This window comes from Mycolicibacterium hodleri (assembly GCF_025822245.1).
Taxonomy (GTDB): Bacteria; Actinomycetota; Actinomycetes; order Mycobacteriales; family Mycobacteriaceae; genus Mycobacterium; species Mycobacterium hodleri.
In genome coordinates, this window is the sequence record NZ_JACKTL010000020.1 from 72,679 (window position 1) to 96,036 (window position 23,358).

The window sequence follows — 23,358 nt, forward strand, 5'->3', positions numbered from 1 at the left end:
TCGTCGGTCGGTGATTGCACGCGCTGGTTCGCCCCAGCGGGTGATCACTCTCCGAAACGTCCATGACCAGCGGTTTTGGACGGCAATTGGGGTATGGTGTAATTGGCAACACAGCGGTTTCTGGTACCGCCATTCTAGGTTCGAGTCCTGGTACCCCAGCCAATTTCGGTAGGTCTGCACGCGGTGTCGAGCGATTAGGTCGACGCAGTTCACCTGAGCTATGCTGACCAACCGGAATTAGTTCTAGCCCCCGTCGTCTAGCGGCCTAGGACGCCGCCCTCTCACGGCGGTAGCGTGGGTTCGAATCCCATCGGGGGTACCACCGGTGAAGGCGTCTACCCGTAGGGGTAGGCGCCTTTCGTCGTCGAGGGGTCGTCGGCGTCACAGGCGTTTGGTGAGGGCCTCGGCCGCGGCCAGCAGATCGGCCGCCCACCGTGCGCCGGGCCGCCTCCCCATCCGGTCGATCGGCCCGGACACCGAGATGGCGGCCACCACCGAACCCTGCGCGTCCCGCACGGGCGCCGAGACGCTCGCCACGCCGGGCTCCCGCTCTGCCGCGCTTTGCGCCCATCCGCGCTTGCGGACCTCCGCCAGGGTGCGGTCGGTGAACTTGGCCGTGGCAAGCACGGACTGCTGGGTGGCGGGGTCGCTGTAGGCCAGGAGCACCTTGGCCCCCGAGCCCGCCGTCATCGGCAGGCGTGTGCCGACGGGCACGGTGTCCCGCAGTCCTGCAGGCGGCTCCAGGGCCACGACGCACACCCGGGACATGCCCTCCCGTCGATACAGTTGCACGCTCTCGCCGGTGATTTCGCGAAGCCTGGGCAGTACTGCCGCGCTCGCGGCGAGCAGCGGATCGTCGACCCGGCCGGCGAGTTCGTTCAAGGCCGGGCCGAGGCACCACCGACCCTCGGTGTCGCGGGCCAGCAGTCGGTGCACTTCGAGGCCCGCGGCCAGCCGGTGGGCGGTGGCCCTCGGGAGGCCCGTGCGCTCGCACAGATCGGCGAGACCACAGGGTGACTCGGCTATGACGTGCAGTACGCCCACCGCTTTGTCGAGCACGCCGATACCGCTATCCTGTCTCATAGGGAGATACTAGCGTCCCGTATGTTGAGACGCCCCGTCACCGAAACCGGTGCGACTGCAGCGCCCTCTGCCGTCGCCCGAAGGGATGAAGAGAGTCATGACCGGAACCCCAGGCACACCACGCACCATGGCAGAGAAGGTGTGGGCCGACCACGTCGTGGCCCACGGCGCGGGACAGGACGCCGCGCGCGAGCCCGATCTCATCTACGTCGACCTGCACCTCGTCCACGAGGTCACCAGCCCGCAGGCGTTCGACGGACTTCGGTTGGCGGGACGGCCCGTTCGCCGCACCGATCTGACCATCGCCACCGAAGACCACAACGTGCCGACGAAGGACATCGACAAGCCGATCGCCGATCCGATCTCGCGCACCCAGGTCGAGACGTTGCGGCGCAACTGCGCCGAGTTCGGGGTCCGCCTCTATCCGATGGGTGACGTCGAACAGGGCATCGTCCACATCATCGGGCCGCAGCTGGGCCTGACCCAACCGGGTATGACGATCGTCTGCGGTGACAGCCACACCTCGACCCACGGTGCGTTCGGGGCCCTCGCGATGGGCATCGGCACCTCCGAGGTCGAGCACGTGCTCGCCACGCAGACCTTGCCGTTGCGGCCCTTCAAGACAATGGCGGTCAACGTCGACGGGGTGCTGCCCCCGGGCACCAGCGCCAAGGACGTCATCCTGGCCGTGATCGCCAAGATCGGCACCGGCGGTGGGCAGGGCTACGTCATCGAATACCGCGGCAGCGCCATCGAAGCGCTGTCGATGGAGGGTCGGATGACCGTCTGCAACATGAGCATCGAGGCGGGCGCGCGCGCCGGCATGGTGGCACCGGACGAGACCACCTTCGCCTACCTGAAGGGCCGTCCGCATGCCCCCGCGGGCGCCGACTGGGACGCCGCCGTCGAGGCATGGAGCCAGTTGCGCACCGACGAGGGAGCCGAATTCGACACCGAGGTCTACCTCGACGCCGCCGAGTTGAGCCCATTCGTCACCTGGGGCACCAACCCCGGCCAGGGTGTCCCGCTGAGCGCCTCGGTCCCCGATCCAGAACTGATGTTCGACGAAGGGGAGCGTCAGGCGGCCGAGAAGGCGTTGGCGTACATGGATCTTCAGCCGGGAACCGCGATGCGCGACATCAAGATCGACACGGTGTTCGTGGGCTCCTGTACGAACGGCCGCATCGAAGATCTGCGGATCGTCGCGGACATCCTGCGGGACAGAAAGATCGCCGACGGGATGCGGATGCTGGTCGTGCCAGGGTCGATGAAGGTCCGGGTGCAGGCCGAATCCGAAGGGCTGGGCGACATCTTCGTCGCGGCCGGGGCCGAATGGCGACAGGCCGGCTGCTCCATGTGCCTCGGCATGAATCCCGATCAGCTCGCACCGGGGGAGCGCTGCGCGGCGACGTCGAACCGAAACTTCGAAGGGCGGCAAGGCAAGGGCGGCCGTACCCACCTCGTCTCGCCCGCGGTGGCCGCGGCAACGGCCATCCGCGGCACCCTGTCCTCACCCGCCGACCTGCCCCAGAATCGCTAGGAGACAGCCATGGAAGCCTTCCGTACCCACACCGGGATCGGCGTTCCCCTGCGCCGCACCAACGTCGACACCGACCAGATCATCCCCGCGGTGTACCTGAAGCGGGTCACCCGAACGGGTTTCGAGGACGGGCTGTTCGCCGCCTGGCGCAACGACCCCTCGTTCGTCCTGAACCTCCCGCCGTTCGACAAGGGTTCGGTTCTGGTGGCGGGCCCCGACTTCGGCACCGGGTCCTCCCGCGAGCACGCCGTGTGGGCGCTCATGGATTTCGGATTCCGGGTGGTGATCTCGTCCCGGTTCGCCGACATCTTCCGCGGGAATTCGGGGAAGGCGGGTCTTCTGGCCGCCGAAGTCGCCCAGGACGATGTGGAAATCCTGTGGAAGTTGATCGAGCAGCAACCGGGCCTGGAAATCACTGTGAACCTGGAGGATCGAAGCATCCACGCGGGAACGGTCATGGTGCCGTTCACGATTGACGACTACACCGCATGGCGACTGCTCGAGGGCCTGGACGATATAGGCCTTACGCTGCGCAAACAGGACGACATCACCGCCTTCGAGGCGGACCGGCCGAGCTGGAAGCCGCGCACCGTTTCGGTGTGACGGGGGGTCTGGCGGGGCCGAAATCACCCCCAGCAAGCCCGTTTTGGGACCGCCGTACCACCGGTGGTGTGGGGCAACCCGATTGCCGAATTTGGCGCCAGCTATTCCTGAAATTGGGCGTGGCTCTTGGAAATCAGCGGTGTAAAGGTTTACCGTAGCTTTCAGTTGGCTCAAGGTGGGCCACAGGCTTCGGAGGTTTTGCATGAACAAGGCAGAGCTCATCGACGTCCTCACGGACAAGTTGGGCACCGATCGTCGGCAGGCGACCGCCGCCGTGGAGAACGTCGTCGACACCATCGTGCGTGCCGTCCACAAGGGCGACAGCGTCACCATCACCGGCTTCGGCGTGTTCGAGCAGCGTCGCCGCGCCGCCCGTGTTGCGCGAAATCCGCGCACCGGTGAGACCGTCAAGGTCAAGCCGACGTCCGTCCCGGCATTCCGTCCAGGGGCACAGTTCAAGGCGGTTGTGTCTGGCGCACAGCGTCTCCCGTCGGAGGGCCCCGCCGTGAAGCGCGGTGCCACCGCCGCACCCGCCAAGAGGACCGCCGCCAAGAAGGCAGTCAAGAAGGCTGCGACGAAGGCGCCGGCCAAGAAGACGGCCGCCACGAAGGCGCCCGCGAAGACCGCCGCCACCAAGGCGCCGGCCAAGAAGACCGCCGCCACGAAGGCGCCGGCCAAGACCGCCGCCACCAAGGCGCCGGCCAAGAAGACCGCCGCCACCAAGGCGCCGGCCAAGAAGACCGCCGCCACCAAGGCTCCGGTCAAGAAGGCTGCCGCCACCAAGGCGCCGGCCAAGAAGACCGCTGCCACGAAGGCTCCGGTCAAGAAGGCTGCCGCCACCAAGGCGCCGGCCAAGAAGACCACCGCCACCAAGGCACCCGCGAAGAAGGCTCCCGCCAAGAAGGGCCGCAAGTAGCAGCAGTTCCGGATTCACTTCCGGTACAAGGCACGCCGTGGATCGCTCAGATCCACGGCGTGTCTGCGTGTGGGGACTACCCGTCGGCGGCCAGGGGGCTGCCGATGTGATCGGCGGCGATCAGCGTGCCGCCGGCCAGCGACAGCACCCAGGTGCTGCCCTTGCGATTGCGTGACTTGTCCGGTCGCACGCCGTCGCGATCGCACCACCACGCGATGAGATCCGGAATCACCTTGCCCTGCGAGCAGACCACCGGCGTGCCGTCGGTCGTGGCGATCTCGAGGAGGCGCCGTCGGGCCGGACCGTGACTGTCGGCGTACGCCTCTTCGGTCAGCGTGGGCTCGTCCTGGATCGGCACGCCCAACTCCTCGGCCAGCGGGCCCACCGTCTGCTCACACCGCACCCGCGGGGCTGCGTGCACCTCGGTCGCACCGAAGGCCAACAGCTGCCCCACCAAGGATTCGGCCTGCGCCCGCCCGTGCTTGTCCAACGGGCGATTGCGGTCGTCACCCTTGTATCTGGCCTTGCTGCCTGCGGTTCCGTGCCGGACGACGAGCACCGTACGGGTGTCGGCCGGCTTCTTGACGAAGCGCCGCAGTACCTTCCGGTCGAGGGGATACTGCAGTCGTTTGAGGGCGTCGGCGGGGGACAACCAGACGAGCTGGTCGACCTCGTCGTTGGGGGCGAACTCGCCGCCGATCGCGCGCGCGGCCCAGTACCGCACGTGTTTGACACCGGAGTCCACGGGATAGCTGACCGCAGCGAGCCGCCGGCCCAACTCCGATGCGTAACCGGTCTCCTCGAGGACTTCGCGCACCGCGGTCACGGGTTCGGTCTCACCGGGGTCGACCTTGCCCTTGGGCAGTGACCAGTCGTCGTAGCGCGGTCGGTGCACGACCGCCACCACCGGTGTGGTGGCGTCACTCGAGCTCTCGTCGTCGGGTCGCCACAGCACGGCGCCCGCCGCCGAGGTCACCTTGGTGGCCGTCGACGACGGCGATTTCTTCGTCACCTCAACTCCTGCAGGTCATTCGAGAACGTGACGACCAACACGCCACCCGCCGGCGATGCGACGGCGTCACGGATGCCGGTGACGTTCCATCAGCGAGACCTGGTGGTCTCGCACCGTCTGACCCTCCTGCGGCGACGCGGTCCAGTGACCGTCGGGCGCCAATTCCCAGCACCTGGTCGTCGGGTCCATGGCCGACTCGAATACGTCATTGAGTTGTTCGGACAACCGCGGATCCTTCACCTGTGCCATCACCTCGACGCGACGGTCGAGATTACGATGCATCATGTCGGCACTGCCGATCCAGAACTCGTCGATGGCGCGAAAGTGAATGATTCGCGAATGCTCGAGGAACCGCCCGAGAATCGACCGGACGGTGACGTTCTCGGAAAACCCTGGAACTCCCGGCCGGAGCGCGCAAATCCCACGCACCACGACCTCCACCGGCACCCCTGCCTGCGAGGCCCGGTAGAGCGCGTCGATGACCTGCTCGTCGACGAGTGCGTTGGCCTTCACCCGAATACGCGCATCGGCGCCGTCTCGGTGTGCCGCGATCTCGCGTTCGATCCGCTCGACGATGCCCCTGCGGACTCCGTACGGAGCGACCAGCAGATTGCGGTACGACACCTTGCGGGAGTACCCGGTAAGGGAATTGAACAGATCGGTGAGGTCGGCACCGATGTCGGGGGACGCCGTCAACAACCCCACGTCCTCGTACAGGCGCGAGGTCTTCGGGTTGTAGTTGCCCGTGCCGATGTGGCAGTACCGCCGAATGGTCGAGCCCTCACGGCGCACGACGAGGCATGTCTTGCAATGGGTCTTGAGACCGATCAGGCCGTAGACGACGTGGACGCCGGCCTGTTCCAGGGCGCGGGCCCACTTGATGTTGGCCTGCTCGTCGAAGCGGGCCTTGATCTCGACGAGTGCCACGACCTGCTTGCCCGCCTCGGCGGCGTCGATGAGCGCGCTGACGATTGGCGAATCGCCCGACGTGCGGTACAGGGTCTGCTTGATGGCAAGGACGTTCGGATCCGCGGCCGCCTGCTCGATGAAGCGTTGCACCGTCGTGGAGAACGAGTCATACGGGTGGTGCACCAACACGTCACCGTCGCGCAGGGTCGCGAAGATGCTCTTGGGCGTCTCCCGCTCGCCGAACGCCGGCGGCGTCGCGGGCACGAAGGGCGGATCCTTGAGGGCGGGCCGGTCGACCCCGTAGATCTGCCACAGCGACGACAGGTCGAGCAGGCCCGGCACCTCGATTACGTCGCCCGGGTGGACGTCGAGTTCTCGCAGCAGGAGTTCGAGCATGTTCTCGGTCATGTCGTCGGCGACTTCCAGCCGCACCGGCGAGCCGAACCGGCGACGCGCGAGTTCACGCTCGAGTGCCTGCAGGAGGTCCTCGTCGCGGTCCTCCTCGACCTCGAAGTCGGCGTTGCGGGTGATGCGGAAGGCGTGGTGCTCCACGACCTCCAACCCGGGGAACAGCACCGAGAGGAACGCCGAGATCAACTCTTCCATCGGGAGGAAGCGGATGGCCGCGCCACCCTCGCGCGGACCGAGTTCGACGAAGCGGTCGACGTTGTCGGGGACCTTGATTCGGGCGAAGTGTTGCGTGCCGTCCTCGGGCTGCCGGACGGTGATCGCCAGGTTCAGGCTCAACCCGCTCACGAAGGGGAACGGGTGGGCGGGGTCGACGGCCAGTGGCGTGAGGACCGGGAACACCTGCTCGTGGAAGTACACCGACAGCCGGGCGCGCTCGTCGTCGTCGAGTTGGGCCCACGTCACCACGATGATGCCCTCGTCGGCGAGCGCGGGCCGCACCGACTCCATGAACACCTTGGCGTGCCTGCTGGCCAACTGCTGCGTGCGTTCGCCGATGCGCCGCAACTGCTCGCGCGGCGACAATCCGTCGGCCGAGCGAACGGACAGTCCCATCTCGTCGCGGCGCTTGAGACCGGCGACGCGAACCATGTAGAACTCGTCGAGATTCGACGAGAAGATCGCCAGGAACTTGGCCCGCTCCAACAGCGCCAGCGACGGATCGGCCGCCAGCGCGAGCACGCGCGAGTTGAAGTCGAGCCAGCTCAGCTCGCGGTTGAGGTAGCGGTCGTCGGGCAGGGCTTCGGACTCGGAGGTGTCGACCACACCCGTCGTGGTGGCCGGCGGGGCGTCGGGCGTGCTGCCGTCCGATACCCAGCCTGCGGTGGAAGGTCGTGTCTCGGCTTCGGTCACAGAGGAGATCATCCCCCATGTCCGGTCGGGCGTGCTAGGTGCCGCCGACAGTGTTCTTGGTGACGGCTCCCACCCCGAGGCCGAGCGCCGTGGCAAGGTCGTCGGGGGTGTCGATGTCGCAACGCAGTCCCGGCCACTCACCCGTCAATTCGACCGCGCCCGAATCCCGGTGCAGCCGTGCGGAATCCGCACCCAAGAGGGGCGCCAACGGGACGCCGAAGGCAAACAGGGCCGAGGTTCCCGTGCCGTGCCGGTCACTGACGAAGCTGCGCTCGTGATGCCGGGCCCTGGCGATGGCCTCCGCGAGTTCGCGCGGTTGAAGCGCAGGCAGATCGCCTTGCAGCACGCCGACGTTCGGGGTCTCCGAGCGGATCGCCGCCTCGGTCACCGAGATTGCGTTGTTCAGCGGGTCGGGGTGTCCCGCGGGGGTGGGGTCGACCAGGACCCGGGCACCCAGCTCGCGGACCGCCTCGGCGGCCACGGGGTCCGGGGTCACCACGGTGATGGTGCGGACCGCCATCACCGACGACGCGGCGGTGATGGTGTCGACGAGCATGGCCAGGACGACGCCCTCGCGGTCGCCGGGCGAGAACGCCGAGGCAAGGCGGGTCTTGGCGGCGCTCAATCGCTTGACGGCAATGATCAGCCCGAGGTTGGCCGTTCGCGCGCTGCTGGGACCGCTCATGCCCGTCATCCTGCCAGCAGCGCAAGTCAGGCTAGATTTGTTCCCGTGGTCAAGGCAGCGGTGATGGGTGCTGGGGCGTGGGGTACCGCTCTGGCCAAGGTGCTCGCCGACGCGGGCAACGAGGTCACGCTGTGGTCGCGGCGCGCCGAGCTGGCCGACGAGATCAACGACACCCATCGCAACACCCGCTACATCGGCGAGGTCGAACTGCCCGCGTCGATCCGTGCGACCGGTGACGCCGCCGACGCCCTCGACGGCGCCTGCACCGTCTTGCTCGCCGTGCCCTCGCAGACGTTGCGCGCCAACCTGGAGCCGTGGCGCGACCGCATCGGTGCCGACACCACGCTGGTGAGCGTCGCCAAGGGCATCGAACTCGACACCCTGCTTCGGATGAGCCAGGTGATCGTCCAGGTGACCGGGGTCGACCCGTCCCGGGTCGCCGTGGTGACCGGTCCCAACCTCGCCAGCGAGGTGCTCGACGAACAACCGGCGGCCACGGTCGTCGCGTGCACTGACTCCGGTCGCGCGGTGACCCTGCAACGCGCCTTCTCCACCGGGTACTTCCGGCCGTACACCAACTCCGACGTCGTCGGCGCCGAGATCGGCGGCGCGTGCAAGAACGTCATCGCGCTCGCCAGCGGGATGGCGGCCGGCGTGGGGTTGGGGGAGAACACCGCCGCGGCGATCATCACCCGAGGCCTGGCCGAGATCATGCGGCTGGGACTTGCCCTGGGCGCCAAGGGCACCACGCTCGCAGGGCTTGCCGGCGTCGGCGACCTGGTGGCCACCTGCACCTCACCGCGGTCGCGCAACCGGGCGTTCGGCGCGCGTCTCGGCCGCGGCGGGACCATGGAGTCCGCGCTCCGCGACGCCGGTGGCCACGTCGCCGAAGGCGTCACCTCCTGCCAGTCGATCCTGGCGCTCGCCGCCAGTTACGACGTCGAGATGCCGCTCACCGACGCCGTGCACCGGGTGTGCCACCGAGGGTTGTCCGTCGACGAGGCCGTCGCACTGCTCCTCGGCCGCAGCACCAAGTCGGAGTAGAGGTCATGAGCGGTCAGTACGGAGACTCCACCCGCAGCGTCAAGGCCGCTGCCTCACAACACGTTCCGGGTCAGCCGGTCTCCTCGCCACCGGTACCCGTCTCGGCCTACCACCTCTCGGCCGACGAGTCGCAGCCCGGCGACACCTACGGGCGCAGCTCCAATCCGACCTGGCGCCAACTGGAATCGGCGCTCGCCGAGCTCGAGGGGGCGACGTCAGCGCTGTCCTTCGGTTCGGGGATGGCGGCCATCACCTCGGTGCTGCGGGTCCTAGCCAAACCGGGCACCACCCTGGTGGTCCCCGCCGACGGCTACTACCAGGTGCGCCTCTACGCAGGGGAATACCTGGCCCCCCTCGGCGTGACCGTCCGCGAGGTAGCCGCCGGCGAGATGCGCGAGGCAGCCGAGTCCGCCGACGTCATCATCGCGGAGACGCCGGTCAACCCGACGCTCGACGTCGTCGACCTGCACGCCTTGGCGATCACCTGCCGCAGCCGCGGCGCCACCCTCGTCGTCGACAACACCGCTGCCACACCCCTTGGGCAGCAACCGCTTTCCCTCGGCGCGGACCTGGTGGTGGCCAGTGCCACCAAGGGGCTGTCGGGCCACAGCGATCTGCTCGCGGGGTACGTCGCGAGCTGTCACACCGACGTGATGGCGGCCGTGGAACGCGAACGTCTGCTGGCCGGCGCCATCCTGGGCCCGTTCGAGGCGTGGCTGGCGCTGCGCAGTCTCGGCAGCGCCGGGCTGCGCGTCGAACGCCAGTGCCACAACGCCCTGGCGACGGCGCTGATGCTGCGGGAGCACCCGGCGGTACGGTCGGTGCGGTACCCCGGGCTGCCCGAGGATCCGGCCCACGCGGTGGCGTGCACCCAGATGCGGCGCTTCGGCGGCCTCGTCGCCTTCGAACTGGCCGACGCCGCCGCGGTGCACCGTCTGGTCGAGCGCAGCGACCTGCTGGTCGCCGCCACCAGTTTTGGAGGGCTGCACACGTCGGTGGACCGGCGGGCGCGCTGGGGCGACCCCGTGCCGGACGGGTTCGCCCGGATGTCGCTGGGCATCGAGGACACCGACGATCTGATCGCCGACATCACCGCGGCACTGGCCTAGCGGTAGCCTCTCTAGGTTGTGACCGACAGCTCGAGCCCCCGCGTCCGCGTCGCCGTCGTCTACGGCGGACGAAGCTCCGAGCACGCCATCTCGTGCGTTTCGGCTGGCAGCATCCTGCGCAACCTCGACCCGGACCGCTTCGACGTGGTCGCCGTCGGCATCACGCCCGAGGGGTCCTGGGTGCTGACCGACGGTGGGCACGAGTCGCTCGCCATCACCGACGGCCAGCTCCCCGAGGTCACCAGCGCGGCGGGCACGGCACTTGCGCTCGCCGCCGACCCCGGTCGACGCGGCGAACTGCTGTCCCTCGGCAAGGGCCCGGGTGACGTCCTCGCGGCCGTCGACGTGGTGTTCCCCGTGTTGCACGGACCATATGGCGAGGACGGCACCATCCAGGGGCTGCTCGAGCTCGCCGGGGTGCCCTACGTCGGGGCCGGTGTGCTGGCCAGCGCGGCGGGCATGGACAAGGAGTTCACCAAGAAGCTGCTCGCCGCCGAGGGTCTGCCCATCGGTGACCAGGTGGTGCTGCGCGCCCACGACGAGACCCTCGAGCTGGAGGACCGCGAGCGGCTCGGCCTGCCGGTGTTCGTCAAGCCCGCGCGGGGCGGCTCGTCGATCGGCGTCAGCCGTGTCACCTCCTGGGACGATCTCGCGGCGGCCGTCGCCAACGCGCGCCGGCACGACCCCAAGGTGATCGTCGAGGCCGCGGTGCCCGGTCGTGAACTGGAGTGCGGCGTCCTCGAGTTCCCGGACGGTCGCGTCGAGGCCAGCACCGTCGGGGAGATCCGGGTGGCCGGCGTCCGTGGCCGGGAGGACGCGTTCTACGACTTCTCCACCAAGTACCTCGAAGATGCCGCCGAGCTGGACGTGCCCGCCAAGATCGACGACGAGATCGCCGACCAGATAAGGCAATTGGCGATCAAGGCGTTTCGGGCCATCGACTGTCAGGGCCTCGCCCGCGTCGACTTCTTCCTCACCGACGACGGTCCGGTGATCAACGAAATCAACACCATGCCGGGCTTCACCACGATCTCGATGTATCCGCGGATGTGGGCCGCCAGCGGCGTCGACTATCCGACACTGCTGGCCGCGATGGTCGACACCGCGGTGGCACGGGGTACCGGCCTGCGTTAACGCAACGGTCCCGGATCGGGGGTGACCGCGGGCATCGCCTTGGCCACCGCTCCCGACAGCAGCTGGATCGGCGTCGGCCCCGACCCGTCGGGCAGCGTCAGCGCGACGTAGACCGGCCGGTCGACGGCGACCCAGGTGGTGCGGCCCTCCCCGGGGATGCGGAACCACAGCACGTCGTCGACGCCCTGCAGGGGCGCGCTCGCGGAGAAGTCGTCGGGCCGGTCGATTCCGCAGCGCAGGACCACCAGGTCACCTCCTGGCTCCGCCTGCCACGCGGCGGTGCTTTGCGGGGCGGGTGCCATCGCCTCGGCCCGGTGGTAGTCGTCGAGGTCGTCGGGGAGGGCCGCCATCAGGGCCTTGCATCCCTCGCTGTCGGCCTGGGGTGCCGGTGCGGCGGCGATGGCGACGGGCGCCGGCGGGGGAGTCGCCTCCCGGGTGGCCGCCACTGCGAGCAGGCCCACGACCGCCGCGACCGCGACGCCCACTGCCGCGATCAGGACTCGTCGGGGAGGTCCGTCGGATTCGGTGTCGGGATCTGCGGGGGGAACGAACTCGGTCACCACTGCACTCTAGGAGTGGGCCGCCTCGGCGATCGGACAGGTCAGGGTGCGGGTGATTCCCGTCACCCCTTGGACGCTCGGCACGACGACCGACTGCAACTCCGACGCGGTCTCGGCCGCCACGCGAACCACGACGTCGTAGGGGCCGGTGACGTACTCCGCCGACGACACCCCCGCCAGCGCCGCGAGTTGCTTGGCCACGACCTCGGCGCGACCCACCTCGGTCTGAACCAGCATGAATGCCTCGACCACTCGCGCCGTCCTCCGTTCGGGCTGCATAGACTCCACGCCGCAGGGACCAAACCTACCGCAGGTCGCGCCGGTGTTCAGGACACGCAACCAAGGGGTGACATGACCGACGACGAGCGCGCCGAGACGCTGGCGGACCTCGGCGAGTTCGTCGTGATCGACCGGCTCGTCCAGGGCCGGACGCATCCTCCCGGCGTGCTCGTCGGGCCCGGTGACGACGCGGCGGTGGTGACGGCGCCGGACGGCCGGGTCGTGGTGTCGACCGACATGCTGGTCGAGGGCAGGCACTTTCGGCTGGACTGGTCGACGCCGCACGACGTGGGCCGCAAGGCGATCGCACAGAATGCCGCCGACGTCGAGGCGATGGGTGCTGCGGCCACGTCGTTCGTCGTGGCGTTCGGCGCGCCGGCGGCGACCCCCGGGGCTGCCGCGGAGGAACTCTCCGACGGCATGTGGGCCGAGGCCCGCGCGTTCGGGGCGAGCATCGTCGGAGGCGATCTCGTCGCCGCGTCGCAATGGGTCGTCTCGGTGACCGTGCTCGGCGATCTGGCGGGTCGTGCGCCGGTGCTGCTCGGTGGTGCCCGACCGGGTGACACGGTGGCCGTCGTCGGCAGCCTCGGCCGGTCGGCAGCCGGCTATGCCCTGTGGCGCAACGATATTCGCTCATTTCCCGAGTTGCGGCGCGCTCATCTGGTGCCGTCGGTGCCGTACGGCCAGGGCAGGGTGGCCGCCGACGCGGGTGCCACGGCGATGACGGACGTCTCCGACGGGCTGCTGGCCGACGCGAGACACGTCGCCGACGCCTCGGCCGTCGGCGTCGACCTGTCGCGGGATGCGCTCGCGGCCGATCACGGCGCCGTCGCGGCGGCAGCCGCCGCAGCGGGGGAGGACCCCTGGGGGCTGGTGCTCGGCGGTGGTGAGGACCACGCGCTCGTCGCGACGTTCCCCGGTGCCGTGCCCGCCGGCTGGCGCGCGATCGGCGTGGTTCGCGACGGCCCCGCGCGGGTGCTGGTCGACGGGGCCCCGTGGACCGGACCCGGGGGCTGGCGGTCGTTCTGACCGCACGGGCACGCTAGGTTGACCTCTCGTGACTGCACGCCCCCTCTCCGAACTCGTCGACCCCGGCTGGGCCACCGCCCTGGCGCCGGTCGAGGACCACGTCGCCCAGATGGGCGAGTTCCTCCGATCCGAGATCGCGGCGGGCCAGCGCTATCTGCCCGCGGGGGAGAACGTGCTGCGTGCCTTCACCTTTCCCCTCGAGAAGGTGCGCGTCCTCATCGTCGGGCAGGATCCGTACCCGACCCCCGGGCACGCGGTCGGTCTGAGTTTCTCGGTGGCACCCGAGGTGCGTCCGCTGCCGCGCAGCCTGGACAACATCTTCAAGGAGTACGCCACCGATCTGGGCCATCCCGCGCCGAGCTGTGGCGACCTGACGCCATGGGCCGAGCAGGGCGTGATGATGCTCAACAGGGTGCTGACGGTCCGATCGGGCAGCCCGGCGTCACATCGCGGCAAGGGCTGGGAAGCCGTCACCGAGTGTGCGATTCGCGCCTTGGTGGCCCGGCCGTCGCCGATGGTGGCGGTGCTGTGGGGTCGCGACGCACAGACGTTGAAGCCGATGCTGACGGGTGCCCACTGCGCGACCATCGAGTCGGTGCATCCGTCGCCGCTGTCGGCGTCACGGGGGTTCTTCGGGTCCCGGCCGTTCAGCCGCGCGAACGAGCTACTCGCGGAGCTGGGTGGGGAACCGGTCGACTGGCGACTGCCCTAGAGGGAGTCCACAAATTCAAGTGTGCCGTGAGATCGCGATCCGACGAATCGGGACGATCTCACCGCACACTCGACGAGAGAAGAAGAGGTGGAGCGGCACTCAGCCGCGCGCGACCTTGCCCGCCTTGATGCAGGAGGTGCAGGCGTTGATGCGCTTCTTGTTGCCACCGGGGCGAGAGACGGCGTGCACCGTCTGGATGTTCGGATCCCACCGGCGGTTCGTCCGACGATGGGAGTGCGACACCGACTTGCCGAAGCCGGGGCCCTTTCCGCAGACATCGCAAACCGCAGCCATGTGAAACTCCTTGATCGGTACTGGGGGCCAACGACCGCAACGCGGGTGACCCAACAACCTGACCAGGATACCGGCCGCCCCTGGGATCACCAAAACGATGTCCACCGACGCCCGAGCTCGTGGATGACCGCGGCGAGGAGGGGGACTGGTCGGACACACTGGCTAGGCTGGCGCGCACGCGGCCGCGTTGAGTCGAGGGAGAGGCGGTTGGGCATGTCCGCACGCCGGCTCGACGCCACCGCGTTGAGGGAGTGGGCGCACACCGCCGTCACCCACCTGATCGCGCGCACCGACGAGATCAACCGACTCAACGTGTTTCCCGTCGCCGACGCCGACACCGGGACCAACATGCTCTTCACCATGCGGGCGGCCGGAGCCAGGGCGGAGTCACTGCACTCCACCGACGTCGCCGAGGTGGCCGCCGCCCTCGCCGAGGGCGCCCTCCAAGGGGCGCGCGGCAACTCCGGGGTGATCCTCTCCCAGATCCTGCGCGGCCTCGCCGACGTCGCAGGCGGAGCCGCCGAGGAACGCGAGGGAGCGCTCGCCGACGTCGACGGACCGCTGCTCGCGTCGGCGTTGCGGCACGCCGTCGTGCTCGCCGACGCCTGCGTGAGCCACGCCGTCCCTGGCACCATCGTCTCGGTTCTCGCGGCCGCCGCGCGCGCCGCCGAGGGGGCCGCCGACGACGGCACGGACGTCGCGGAGGTCGTCGCGACCGCCGCCGACGCCGCCGTGGTGGCGCTCGAAAAGACCACCGAGCAGCTCGACGTGCTGGCCGATGCGGGCGTCGTGGACGCCGGCGGTCGAGGGCTGCTCGTCCTGCTCGACGCCCTCACCGCCACCCTTACCGGGCACGCCCCGCATCGCGCGACCTACGAGCGGTCCGGGCCCGACGCCTCCCCGGCCGACGTCTCGACCGGGGCGCCACCGCAGTTCGAGGTGATGTACGTCGTCGACGGCTGCGACCACCCCGGTCTCGACGATCTGCGGCTGCGACTGGAGCGGCTCGGCGATTCCGTCACCATCGCCGCGTCGGGGACCGACGGCCGCTACTCGGTGCACGTACACACCGACGACGCGGGCGCCGCCGTCGAAGCGGGCTTGAGCGCGGGCACCCCGAGCCGGATCCAGATCACCGCGCTCACCGGCGGCGGGTCCCATCCCTCCGGTGGGTGGACCCGTGACCGCGCCGTCCTCGCCGTGGTCGACGGCGACGGTGCGTCGGCCCTGTTCGAGGGCGAGGGTGCACACGTCCTCCGCCAGGACGGCGACGCCGCGATCAGCGCCAACCAACTCCTGCGCGCCCTGATCGACGCGGGCGCGGCACAGATCCTGGTGCTGCCCAACGGCTACGTCGCGGCCGAAGAACTGGTGGCCGGTTGCACGGCCGCGATCGGATGGGGCATCGACGTGGTGCCCGTGCCCGCGGGGTCGATGGTCCAGGGCCTGGCCGCGCTGGCCGTCCACGACGTCACCCGCCAGGCCGTCGACGACGGGTACACGATGGCCCGGGCCGCGGCCGGGGCCCGGCACGGATCGGTGCGCGTGGCGGCAGAGAAGGCGCTCACGTGGGCCGGCGCGTGCCGACCCGGGGACGGCCTGGCCATCTCCGGTGACGAGGTCCTGATCGTCGCGCGCGACGTGACCGCCGCGGGCGCCGGTCTGATCGACCTGTTGCTCAGCGCCGGCGGCGAACTGGTCACGGTGCTCACCGGGGACGGGGTCGACCCCGCGGTGGGCGACGCGCTGCGCGACCACGTGCACCACAACCACCTCGGCGCCGAGTTGGTGACCTATCAGACGGGCCACCGGGGCGACGCGCTGCTGATCGGAGTGGAGTAGGGGTGGTCAACCTCACCGACACGCTGGACCGGGTCATCGGCGCCAAGTCCGCCAAGCCGCTGGAGGAGCACCTCGGCCTGCGCACGGTCGACGACCTGTTGCGGCACTATCCGCGCACCTACAGCCACGGCGTGTCGGTGCTCGACGAGGGCTGGGAGCCCCCCGCGGAGGGCGAACACGTCACCTTCGTCGACGAGATCGCCAAGGCCGACGTCCGCTGGACCAACCGCCAACCCAAGCGCGAATTCCTGGTCATCACCCTGGCCAACCGCAAGCCCAGGGTCACCGCCACCTTCTTCAACGCGAAGTTCAGCAAGAAGATCCTGGTCCCGGGCACCCGGCTGATGCTGTCGGGCGAGGTCGGGTTCTTCAACGGCGCGATGCAACTGACGCATCCGGCGTTCCTGGTGCTGGAGGGCACCGGCCAGGGCAAGGGCAGCAAGTCGCTTGCCAAGATCGCCGAGACCTCGCGCGCAGCCGACGGGGAAGTACTGCTCTCGGCCTTCGAGCGGGACTTCTTTCCGATCTACCCGGCGTCGGCGAAGGTACAGAGCTGGGATCTCTACGCATGCGTCCGTCAGGTCCTCGACGTGCTGGATCCCGTCGAGGATCCGCTCCCGGAATCCGTCCGGGAGCAGTGGGGTCTGGTCTCCGAGGACGAGGCGTTGCGGGCGATCCACCTCGCCGAGCGCGAAGACGACAGGGAGTTCGCCCGCCAGCGGTTGGCGTTCGACGAGGCCGTCGGGTTGCAGTGGGCGCTGGTGGAACGCCGCCACGGCGAGTTGAGCGAGGCGGGCCCCTCGGCGCCCCCGCGGCCCGGGGGGCTGGCGGCCGCGCTGAGTCAGCAGCTGCCGTTCGACCTCACCGAAGGCCAGCGTGACGTCCTCGACGTGCTGACCGTCGAACTGGCCGACGTCAGGCCGATGCACCGCATGCTGCAGGGCGAGGTGGGTTCGGGCAAGACGATCGTCTCGGTGCTGGCGATGGCGCAGATGGTCGACGCCGGGTACCAGTGCGCGTTGCTCGCCCCGACGGAAGTGCTTGCCGTCCAGCACTTTCGGTCGATCCGTGACGTGCTGGGTCCGCTGGCCTCCGGTGGGGAACTTGGCGGTTTGGAGGGGGCGACCAGGGTCGCGCTGCTGACCGGGTCGATGACCGCCGCGCAGAAGCGCGACGTGCGCAACGAGGTGGCCAGCGGTGAGGCGGGCATCGTCATCGGCACCCATGCACTGCTGCAGGACGCCGTCGAATTTCGCAATCTCGGTATGGTCGTCGTCGACGAGCAGCACCGGTTCGGCGTCGAGCAGCGAGACCGCCTGCGCGCCAAGGCCGTCGCGGGCATCACCCCGCATCTGCTGGTGATGACCGCGACGCCGATTCCGCGGACGGTCGCGCTCACCGTCTACGGCGACCTCGAGACGTCGGTTCTTCGCGAGCTGCCGCGGGGGAGGCAGCCGATCGCCACCAACACCATCTTCGTCGGCCAAAAGCCCGCGTGGCTGCAGCGGGCCTGGCAGCGCATCATCGAGGAGGTCGACGCCGGCCGCCAAGCCTACGTCGTCGCCTCCCGCATCGACGAGAACGACGGGGCGGCAAAGGATTCCGGCAAGAAGAAACAGACGGCCAGCGAGGCGGGTCCACCGGTCACCTCCGTCGTGGAGCTGTTCGAAAGGCTGGGCGCAGGCCCGCTCGCCGGCCTGCGACTGGGTCTGATGCACGGCCGGCTGCCCGCCGAGGAGAAGGACGCCGTCATGATGGCGTTCCGCGCCGGCGAGGTCGACGTGCTGGTGTGCACCACCGTGATCGAAGTCGGCGTCGACGTGCCCAACGCCACCGTGATGGTCGTGATGGACGCCGACCGGTTCGGCATCAGTCAGCTGCACCAACTGCGCGGCCGCATCGGGCGCGGCGAGCATCCCAGCCTGTGCCTGCTGGCGACCAATCTTCCCGAGGAGTCCAAGGCGGGTGCACGGCTGAAGGCCGTCGCCTCCACCCAGGACGGCTTCGTGCTCGCCGACCTGGACCTGCAGGAGCGGCGCGAGGGCGACGTGCTGGGACTGAGCCAGTCCGGCCGGCCCATCACGTTGAAGATGCTGTCGCTGGCCGAGCACCGCGAGATCATCGAGGCCGCCCGGACGTTCGCCGAGGAGGTCTACGAGGCGGACCCGAAACTCGTCGACCACCGCGGAATCGAGGTGCTGGCAGCACCGTTCGCCGAGACCGAGCGCGTCGAGTACCTGGACAAGGCGTGAGGTCGCCCGGCTGGCTGGTGGCGGCGGTCGCGGTGGCCGTCGTGGTGGCCTTCCAGGTCACCACGGCCGCCGGCCGCGAAGACCGATTCGTCGCCGGCGCCGACGTCCCCGTCGTGGCGCCCGGGGTCGACGTCCTCGCCGGAATCCCGTCGATCCCGGCCCGGGTGCACGAACGGGACTACCGCCGAATCGCCTTCGGCGAGGCCTGGACCGACGACACCACCGCACCCGGCGGCCACAACGGCTGCGACACCCGCAACGACATCCTCGACCGCGACTTGGTCGACAAGACCTTCACGGTCATCTCGCGATGCCCCATGGCCGTCGCCACCGGCACCCTGTACGACCCGTACACCAACGACACCGTCGCGTTCACCCGGGGCAATCAGGTGGGTGCCTCGGTGCAGATCGACCACATCGTGCCGCTGGCACTGGCGTGGGATCTCGGCGCCAGGAACTGGACCGACGACATGCGCAGACGGTTCGCCAACGACCCGGCGAATCTGCTTGCGGTGCAAGGCAAGGCGAACCAGGACAAGGGCGACAAGGAGCCGGCACTGTGGATGCCGCCCAACCACGCGTTCTGGTGTCAGTACGCGGTGCAGTTCGCGTCGGTGTTGAGGGGATACGCCCTGCCGGTCGACGACAGGTCGGCGATGGTGTTGCGCGACGCCACGAGCACCTGCCCGGCGGCTTAGCTCCCGGTGTAGGTGGCCGGGTCGGGCCGGAAGCGGGTGCCCTCGTCGAGGCCGTTCAGCGCGTCCATGTGCTCGGCCGCGAGCTCGAACTCGAACACGTCGGCGTTCTCCACGATGCGCTCCGGCGTGGCCGAGCGGGGAATCACCACGTTGCCGAGCTGCAGGCTCCACCGGATCAGCACCTGTGCCGGGGACTTGCCGTACTGTCCGGCGATCGAGGTGACGGTCGGGTTGTCGAGCAGGCGACCGACGCCCAGCGGTCCGTAGGCCTCGGTGACGATGTCGTGTTCGGCGTTCGCCGCGCGCAGCGCCGCCTGGTTGAGCAGCGGATGCAACTCGATCTGGTTGATCGCCGGCGCGACGTAGGACAGCTCGACGAGGTTGGAGAGATCCTCGGCCGAGAAGTTGCACACGCCGATCGACTTGGCGAGGCCGTCCTCGCGCAGCTTCAGCATGCCGCCCCAGCTGTGCAGGTAGACCCCGGGATCACCGCCCGGCCAGTGGATCAGATAGGCGTCGACGTACTCGGTGCCGAGGCGCTCGATGCTGGCCCGGCACGCGTCCTGCGCCGCCCGGAAGCCCTGGTCTGTGGTCGCCAGCTTCGTGGTCACGAAGATCTCCGCGCGCGGCACGCCCGACGCGGCAATGGCGCGTCCCACCGCCGCCTCGTTGCCGTAGGCCGCCGCCGTGTCGATCAGCCGGACGCCGATCTCCAGTGCGGTGGTCACGGCGCGTTCGGTTTCGGCGTCGGACAGCTCGCCGACGCCGATCCCGAGAGACGGGATGCTGTTCTCGTCGTTGAGTGCCACCGCTGGAATTGCCGCCGAGGTCATGTCACCTACCCTGTGAAGTTGAAGGTCCGTGGATCGGGACCCAGTCGAGTCCCGTCTTCGAGCGAGGCGATGGACGCCAGGTCCGATTCGGCGAGTTCGAAGTCGAACACGTCGAAGTTGCTCGCAATCCTGTCGGGGTTCACCGATTTCGGGATGACGATATTACCGAGCTGGACGTGCCACCTAATCAGCACCTGCGCTGGCGTTTTTCTCTTGGCCTCGGCAATGGCGGCGACGGTCGCGTTCTCCAGCAGCGAGCCCTGCCCCAGCGGGCTCCACGCCTCGGTGGCGATGCCCATCCTGGCGTGCACCTCCCGCAACTCCCGTTGCGGCAGTAGGGGATGCAGCTCGATCTGGTTGACCGCCGGCACGATCCCGGTCGCGTCGACCAGGGTGGTCAGGTGTTCGGGCTCGAAGTTGCTGACGCCGATCGAGCGAATTCGACCCTTATCCCGCAGGTGCGCGAAGGCCTTGAACGTGTCCACGAAGCGGTTGACCTCCGGCAGCGGCCAGTGCACGAGGTAGAGGTCCAGGTAGTCCAGGCCCAGCTTCTCCATGCTCAGGTCGAAGGCCCGCAGCGTCGAGTCGTATCCCTGGTCGGCGTTCCACAGCTTGGTGACGACGTAGACGTCGTCCCTGGCCAGGCCGCCGTTCGCCGCGGCGGCGAGCGCCTTGCCCACCTCCGCTTCGTTGCCGTACGCCGCCGCCGTGTCGACGTGCCGATAGCCTGCGTCCAGCGCGGCGCCGACGGCGCGTTCGGTCTCTCCGGCCGGGGTCTGCCACACTCCCAGGCCGATGGTGGGGATCGAGTGCCCGTCGTTCAGCGCGACCGAGGGAACCGACGTGTTCGAAGGAGAAGCCATGACGGGAAGTCTGCCAGTCGTATCCGTGCCGCACGCGGAGGCCGCTCGTCCCGGGCGGGCCCGGCTGGCGATGGTCAACGCCTCCAGTCAGGTGATGCTGCGGCTGCTGCCGCACCTGCCCGACGCCGTCAAGCGGCTCCTGCTGGGCCGTCGCACGGTGACGATCGACGGGAACACCCTGGACACGACGCTGCAGTTCATGCTCGCCGCGCAGCGCTCGGCGGGCGTCAACGGGCTGGTGGCCAGCAGTGACGTCCTCGTCGCCCGGTCCCAGCTGCGCACGCTGTCGGCGATGATCGACGCCGGCATCGCGGTCGGCGTCCGGGACGACTCCATCCCCGGCCCGGCGGGGCCGCTGCCGGTGCGGCACTACACCCCGGTCGACGCGTCTGCCGGGCCCCCGGCACCCCTGATGGTGTTCTTCCACGGCGGCGGCTTCGTCGTCGGGGACCTCGACACCCACGACGCCCTGTGCCGGTTGCTGTGCCGCGACGCCGGAATTCACGTGATGGCGGTCGACTACCGGCTCGCCCCGGAGCATCCCGCGCCCGCTGCAGTCGACGACTGCTTCGCCGCCTACCGCTGGGCGCTCGAGCACGCCGCCGAGCTCGGGGCCGACCCGTCCCGGGTGGCCGTCGGCGGCGACAGCGCGGGCGGCAACCTGTCGGCGGTGGTGTCGTTATTGGCGCGCGACGGCGGGATCGCGCTGCCCGCGTTGCAGGTGCTGCTCTACCCGGCCACCGACTTCAGCAGCGACACCAGGTCCAAGACCCTCTTCGCCGACGGCTTCTTCCTGACCAAGACGGACATGGACTGGTTCCGGGACAACTACCTGGCCGGGTCGGCGCTGGACACCGACGACCCGCGCATCTCGCCGTTGCGGGCCGACGACCTCTCCGGGCTGCCGCCGGCGATGGTGCTCACGGGAGGCTTCGACCCGTTGCGCGACGAGGGCAATCAGTATGCCGAGGCCCTCGCCGCGGCGGGTGTCACCGTCGACCACCGGCAGTTCGGTCCGCTGGTGCACGCGTTCGCCAACTTCTTCCCCCTCGGGGGCGCCAGCGCGACCGCCACCGCCGAGGTGGTCTCCGCCGTTCGGGCTCACCTGAGCCGGGGCTGAGGGAGCCGCCGCAGACCGCCGGTACCCTAGGGCCGTGGCCACGAAACCGAAGAAGACCGCCAGCTACGACCTGAAGGCTGCGGACCGCAGGCGCAACGTGATGATTCAGGTCGGACTCACCGCGGTCGTGATCATCTTCGCCGTGGCCTTGGTCGCCTACATCGTCACCTCTGGCAGCACCAAACCCGCAGGGGGCGAGTCGAAGTCGATCCGCGTGGCGACGAGCAACGTGATCACCAAGGAGGGCACCACCGAGCCCAAGGCCGTGGTGTCGCTCTACGAGGACTTCCTGTGTCCGGTGTGCGGGAACTTCGAGCAGACCTTCGGGCCGACGATCAGCAAGCTGATCGACAGCGGCGCGATCGCCACCGACTTCTACATGGTCGCGATCCTGGACCGGCCGTCCAACCAGAACTACTCCTCGAGGGCGGGCGCGGCCGCCTACTGCGTGGCCGACGAGGACACAACCCCCGACAAGCAGGCCTTCCGACGCTTCCACGCCGCGATGTACGCCCAGCAGCCCAGTGAGACGGGCACGTCGTTCCCCACCAACGCGCAGCTGATCGAGACCGCGCGTCAGGCCGGGGTCGTCGGCAAGGTGCCGGAGTGCATCAACAACGGCCGCTACCTCGACATGGTGAAGGGTCTCGCGGCCGCGACCAACGTCACCGGCACCCCGACCGTGCGCATCAACGGCGAGGACTACAAGTTCTCGACCCCCGACGCGTTCGTGGCGAAGATCAAGCAGATCGTCGGCGACATCCCCGGCGCGACCGCCGCACCTGCCGCGCCCGCCCCGATCCAGCCGGGCGGCACCCCCACCGCCACCGCCCCGCCTGCTGCCGCGCCCGCCCCGGCGCCGACCGGGAGCCCGACCCCCACGACCACGCGATGACGACCACCGCCGCGGACGAGACGGCGTCGGACCTGCCGGCGCGGTCGGGCGCCGGAGCGAGGGTGCGGGTGCCGAGCGCGGTTTGGGTGCTGATCGCCGGGATCGTCGGGCTCACCGCGGCGATCACGCTGACGATCGAGAAGATCAAGCTGCTGCAGAATCCCGCGTACGTTCCGTCGTGCAGCATCAACCCCGTGCTGTCCTGCGGCTCGGTGATGGTCACCCCGCAGGCGGCGGCATTCGGATTCCCCAATCCGCTGATCGGCATTGCGGCGTTCACCGTCGTCGTCGTCGCCGGCGTGCTGGCGGTCGCCAAGGTGTCTCTGCCGCAATGGTTTTGGACCGGGCTCGCCGTCGGCACGCTCCTCGGCGCCGTCTTCGTCCACTGGCTGATCTATCAGAGCCTCTACGTCATCGGAGCTCTCTGCCCGTATTGCATGGTGGTGTGGTCGGTGACGATCCCGCTGCTGGTGGTGGTGTCCTCGATCGCGCTGCGACCCTTGGCGGGCAACGGCTTTGCCCGCGCCCTGTATCAGTGGCGGTGGTCGCTCGTCGCGCTGTGGTTCACCGGACTGATCCTGCTCATCCTGGTCCGATTCTGGGCCTACTGGTCGACGCTGATCTAG

At 69.3% G+C, this 23,358-nt stretch carries 23 protein-coding genes and 2 tRNA genes; 16 read left to right on the forward strand and 9 right to left on the reverse strand.

The window, feature by feature from the left end; all coding sequences use genetic code 11:
• The first annotated feature begins 87 nt into the window (after positions 1-87).
• Both H7J06_RS06785 and H7J06_RS06790 read left to right on the forward strand, forming a co-directional pair.
• Positions 88-162 (forward strand) — tRNA-Gln (locus H7J06_RS06785).
• 84 nt (positions 163-246) lie between these two features.
• Positions 247-322, forward strand: a tRNA-Glu gene (locus tag H7J06_RS06790).
• A gap of 59 nt (positions 323-381) precedes the next feature.
• Here the strand turns inward: H7J06_RS06790 and H7J06_RS06795 are convergent.
• Positions 382-1,083, reverse strand: coding sequence for an IclR family transcriptional regulator (locus H7J06_RS06795; protein ID WP_264037924.1), 702 nt, complete (start codon positions 1,081-1,083; stop codon positions 382-384).
• Between the two features lie 97 nt (positions 1,084-1,180).
• Between H7J06_RS06795 and leuC the strand changes: the two genes are divergently transcribed.
• The 3 genes from leuC (at position 1,181) to H7J06_RS06810 (ending at position 4,142) form a co-directional block, all read left to right on the forward strand.
• Positions 1,181-2,623: a 3-isopropylmalate dehydratase large subunit gene (gene leuC, locus H7J06_RS06800; RefSeq protein WP_264037925.1), complete on the forward strand. Its 1,443-nt coding sequence runs from the start codon at positions 1,181-1,183 to the stop codon at positions 2,621-2,623.
• A gap of 9 nt (positions 2,624-2,632) precedes the next feature.
• A complete protein-coding gene (gene leuD, locus H7J06_RS06805) occupies positions 2,633-3,226 on the forward strand; it encodes a 3-isopropylmalate dehydratase small subunit (protein WP_264037926.1) in 594 nt (197 codons plus the stop codon).
• A gap of 202 nt (positions 3,227-3,428) precedes the next feature.
• On the forward strand, positions 3,429-4,142 hold the full coding sequence (locus H7J06_RS06810; protein WP_149478523.1) for an HU family DNA-binding protein: 714 nt from the start codon (positions 3,429-3,431) through the stop codon (positions 4,140-4,142).
• 76 nt (positions 4,143-4,218) lie between these two features.
• Here H7J06_RS06810 and mutT1 read toward each other — a convergent pair whose 3' ends face one another.
• From mutT1 to cofC, 3 genes are all read right to left on the reverse strand, one after another.
• A complete protein-coding gene (gene mutT1 / locus H7J06_RS06815) occupies positions 4,219-5,154 on the reverse strand; it encodes an 8-oxo-(d)GTP phosphatase MutT1 (RefSeq protein ID WP_264037927.1) in 936 nt (311 codons plus the stop codon).
• A gap of 66 nt (positions 5,155-5,220) precedes the next feature.
• Positions 5,221-7,395, reverse strand: a complete 2,175-nt coding sequence (locus H7J06_RS06820) for an RNA degradosome polyphosphate kinase (RefSeq protein ID WP_264037928.1) — start codon at positions 7,393-7,395, stop codon at positions 5,221-5,223.
• A 22-nt stretch (positions 7,396-7,417) separates the two neighbouring features.
• Positions 7,418-8,077: a 2-phospho-L-lactate guanylyltransferase gene (cofC, locus tag H7J06_RS06825; RefSeq protein ID WP_264037930.1), complete on the reverse strand. Its 660-nt coding sequence runs from the start codon at positions 8,075-8,077 to the stop codon at positions 7,418-7,420.
• A gap of 36 nt (positions 8,078-8,113) precedes the next feature.
• Here cofC and H7J06_RS06830 point away from each other — a divergent pair, with 36 nt between their 5' ends.
• Genes H7J06_RS06830 through H7J06_RS06840 form a run of 3 tightly spaced genes read left to right on the forward strand, consistent with a single transcriptional unit; the run spans position 8,114 to position 11,355 of the window.
• Positions 8,114-9,112 carry an NAD(P)H-dependent glycerol-3-phosphate dehydrogenase gene (locus H7J06_RS06830; RefSeq protein ID WP_264037931.1) on the forward strand — a complete coding sequence of 333 codons (999 nt, stop codon included), beginning with the start codon at positions 8,114-8,116 and terminating at the stop codon, positions 9,110-9,112.
• Between the two features lie 5 nt (positions 9,113-9,117).
• Entirely contained in the window at positions 9,118-10,221 is a 1,104-nt protein-coding gene (locus tag H7J06_RS06835; RefSeq protein WP_264037932.1) for a cystathionine gamma-lyase, read from the forward strand.
• An 18-nt stretch (positions 10,222-10,239) separates the two neighbouring features.
• Positions 10,240-11,355, forward strand: coding sequence for a D-alanine--D-alanine ligase family protein (locus tag H7J06_RS06840; RefSeq protein WP_264037933.1), 1,116 nt, complete (start codon positions 10,240-10,242; stop codon positions 11,353-11,355).
• On the opposite strand, the gene H7J06_RS06845 is transcribed toward H7J06_RS06840, so the two are convergent.
• Positions 11,352-11,915 carry a DUF3515 domain-containing protein gene (locus tag H7J06_RS06845; protein WP_264037934.1) on the reverse strand — a complete coding sequence of 188 codons (564 nt, stop codon included), beginning with the start codon at positions 11,913-11,915 and terminating at the stop codon, positions 11,352-11,354. The two genes, H7J06_RS06840 and H7J06_RS06845, sit on opposite strands and share 4 nt — an antisense overlap.
• A 9-nt stretch (positions 11,916-11,924) precedes the next feature.
• Positions 11,925-12,167 carry an Lrp/AsnC ligand binding domain-containing protein gene (locus tag H7J06_RS06850; RefSeq protein WP_264037935.1) on the reverse strand — a complete coding sequence of 81 codons (243 nt, stop codon included), beginning with the start codon at positions 12,165-12,167 and terminating at the stop codon, positions 11,925-11,927.
• Positions 12,168-12,266: 99 nt separating this feature from the next.
• On the opposite strand from H7J06_RS06850, the gene H7J06_RS06855 reads away from it, so the two are divergent.
• Together H7J06_RS06855 and H7J06_RS06860 are read left to right on the forward strand one after the other, a co-directional pair.
• Positions 12,267-13,223 carry a thiamine-phosphate kinase gene (locus H7J06_RS06855; RefSeq protein WP_264037936.1) on the forward strand — a complete coding sequence of 319 codons (957 nt, stop codon included), beginning with the start codon at positions 12,267-12,269 and terminating at the stop codon, positions 13,221-13,223.
• Between the two features lie 28 nt (positions 13,224-13,251).
• On the forward strand, positions 13,252-13,935 hold the full coding sequence (locus H7J06_RS06860; protein ID WP_264037937.1) for a uracil-DNA glycosylase: 684 nt from the start codon (positions 13,252-13,254) through the stop codon (positions 13,933-13,935).
• Between the two features lie 99 nt (positions 13,936-14,034).
• On the opposite strand, the gene rpmB is transcribed toward H7J06_RS06860, so the two are convergent.
• Positions 14,035-14,229, reverse strand: coding sequence for a 50S ribosomal protein L28 (gene rpmB / locus H7J06_RS06865; protein WP_079926245.1), 195 nt, complete (start codon positions 14,227-14,229; stop codon positions 14,035-14,037).
• A gap of 213 nt (positions 14,230-14,442) precedes the next feature.
• Here rpmB and H7J06_RS06870 point away from each other — a divergent pair, with 213 nt between their 5' ends.
• The 3 genes from H7J06_RS06870 to H7J06_RS06880 are packed head-to-tail and all read left to right on the forward strand — an operon-like array spanning position 14,443 to position 19,021.
• Positions 14,443-16,071 carry a fatty acid kinase ATP-binding subunit FakA gene (locus H7J06_RS06870; RefSeq protein WP_264037939.1) on the forward strand — a complete coding sequence of 543 codons (1,629 nt, stop codon included), beginning with the start codon at positions 14,443-14,445 and terminating at the stop codon, positions 16,069-16,071.
• Positions 16,072-16,073: 2 nt separating this feature from the next.
• Positions 16,074-18,323 carry an ATP-dependent DNA helicase RecG gene (recG, locus tag H7J06_RS06875; protein WP_264037940.1) on the forward strand — a complete coding sequence of 750 codons (2,250 nt, stop codon included), beginning with the start codon at positions 16,074-16,076 and terminating at the stop codon, positions 18,321-18,323.
• Positions 18,320-19,021, forward strand: coding sequence for an HNH endonuclease family protein (locus H7J06_RS06880; protein WP_264037941.1), 702 nt, complete (start codon positions 18,320-18,322; stop codon positions 19,019-19,021). Before recG ends, H7J06_RS06880 begins: the two co-directional genes overlap by 4 nt.
• On the opposite strand, the gene H7J06_RS06885 is transcribed toward H7J06_RS06880, so the two are convergent.
• Entirely contained in the window at positions 19,018-19,854 is an 837-nt protein-coding gene (locus H7J06_RS06885) for an aldo/keto reductase (RefSeq protein ID WP_264037942.1), read from the reverse strand. The two genes, H7J06_RS06880 and H7J06_RS06885, sit on opposite strands and share 4 nt — an antisense overlap.
• Positions 19,855-19,859: 5 nt before the next feature.
• Positions 19,860-20,717 (reverse strand): aldo/keto reductase, encoded by an 858-nt coding sequence (locus H7J06_RS06890; RefSeq protein WP_264037943.1) that lies wholly within the window; start codon positions 20,715-20,717, stop codon positions 19,860-19,862.
• On the opposite strand from H7J06_RS06890, the gene H7J06_RS06895 reads away from it, so the two are divergent.
• Genes H7J06_RS06895 through H7J06_RS06905 form a run of 3 tightly spaced genes read left to right on the forward strand, consistent with a single transcriptional unit; the run spans position 20,716 to position 23,358 of the window.
• Positions 20,716-21,837, forward strand: coding sequence for an alpha/beta hydrolase (locus H7J06_RS06895; protein WP_275079071.1), 1,122 nt, complete (start codon positions 20,716-20,718; stop codon positions 21,835-21,837). The two genes, H7J06_RS06890 and H7J06_RS06895, sit on opposite strands and share 2 nt — an antisense overlap.
• A gap of 34 nt (positions 21,838-21,871) precedes the next feature.
• Positions 21,872-22,732 carry a DsbA family protein gene (locus tag H7J06_RS06900; protein ID WP_264037944.1) on the forward strand — a complete coding sequence of 287 codons (861 nt, stop codon included), beginning with the start codon at positions 21,872-21,874 and terminating at the stop codon, positions 22,730-22,732.
• Positions 22,729-23,358: a vitamin K epoxide reductase family protein gene (locus H7J06_RS06905; protein WP_264037946.1), complete on the forward strand. Its 630-nt coding sequence runs from the start codon at positions 22,729-22,731 to the stop codon at positions 23,356-23,358. The genes H7J06_RS06900 and H7J06_RS06905 overlap by 4 nt, the downstream gene beginning before the upstream one ends.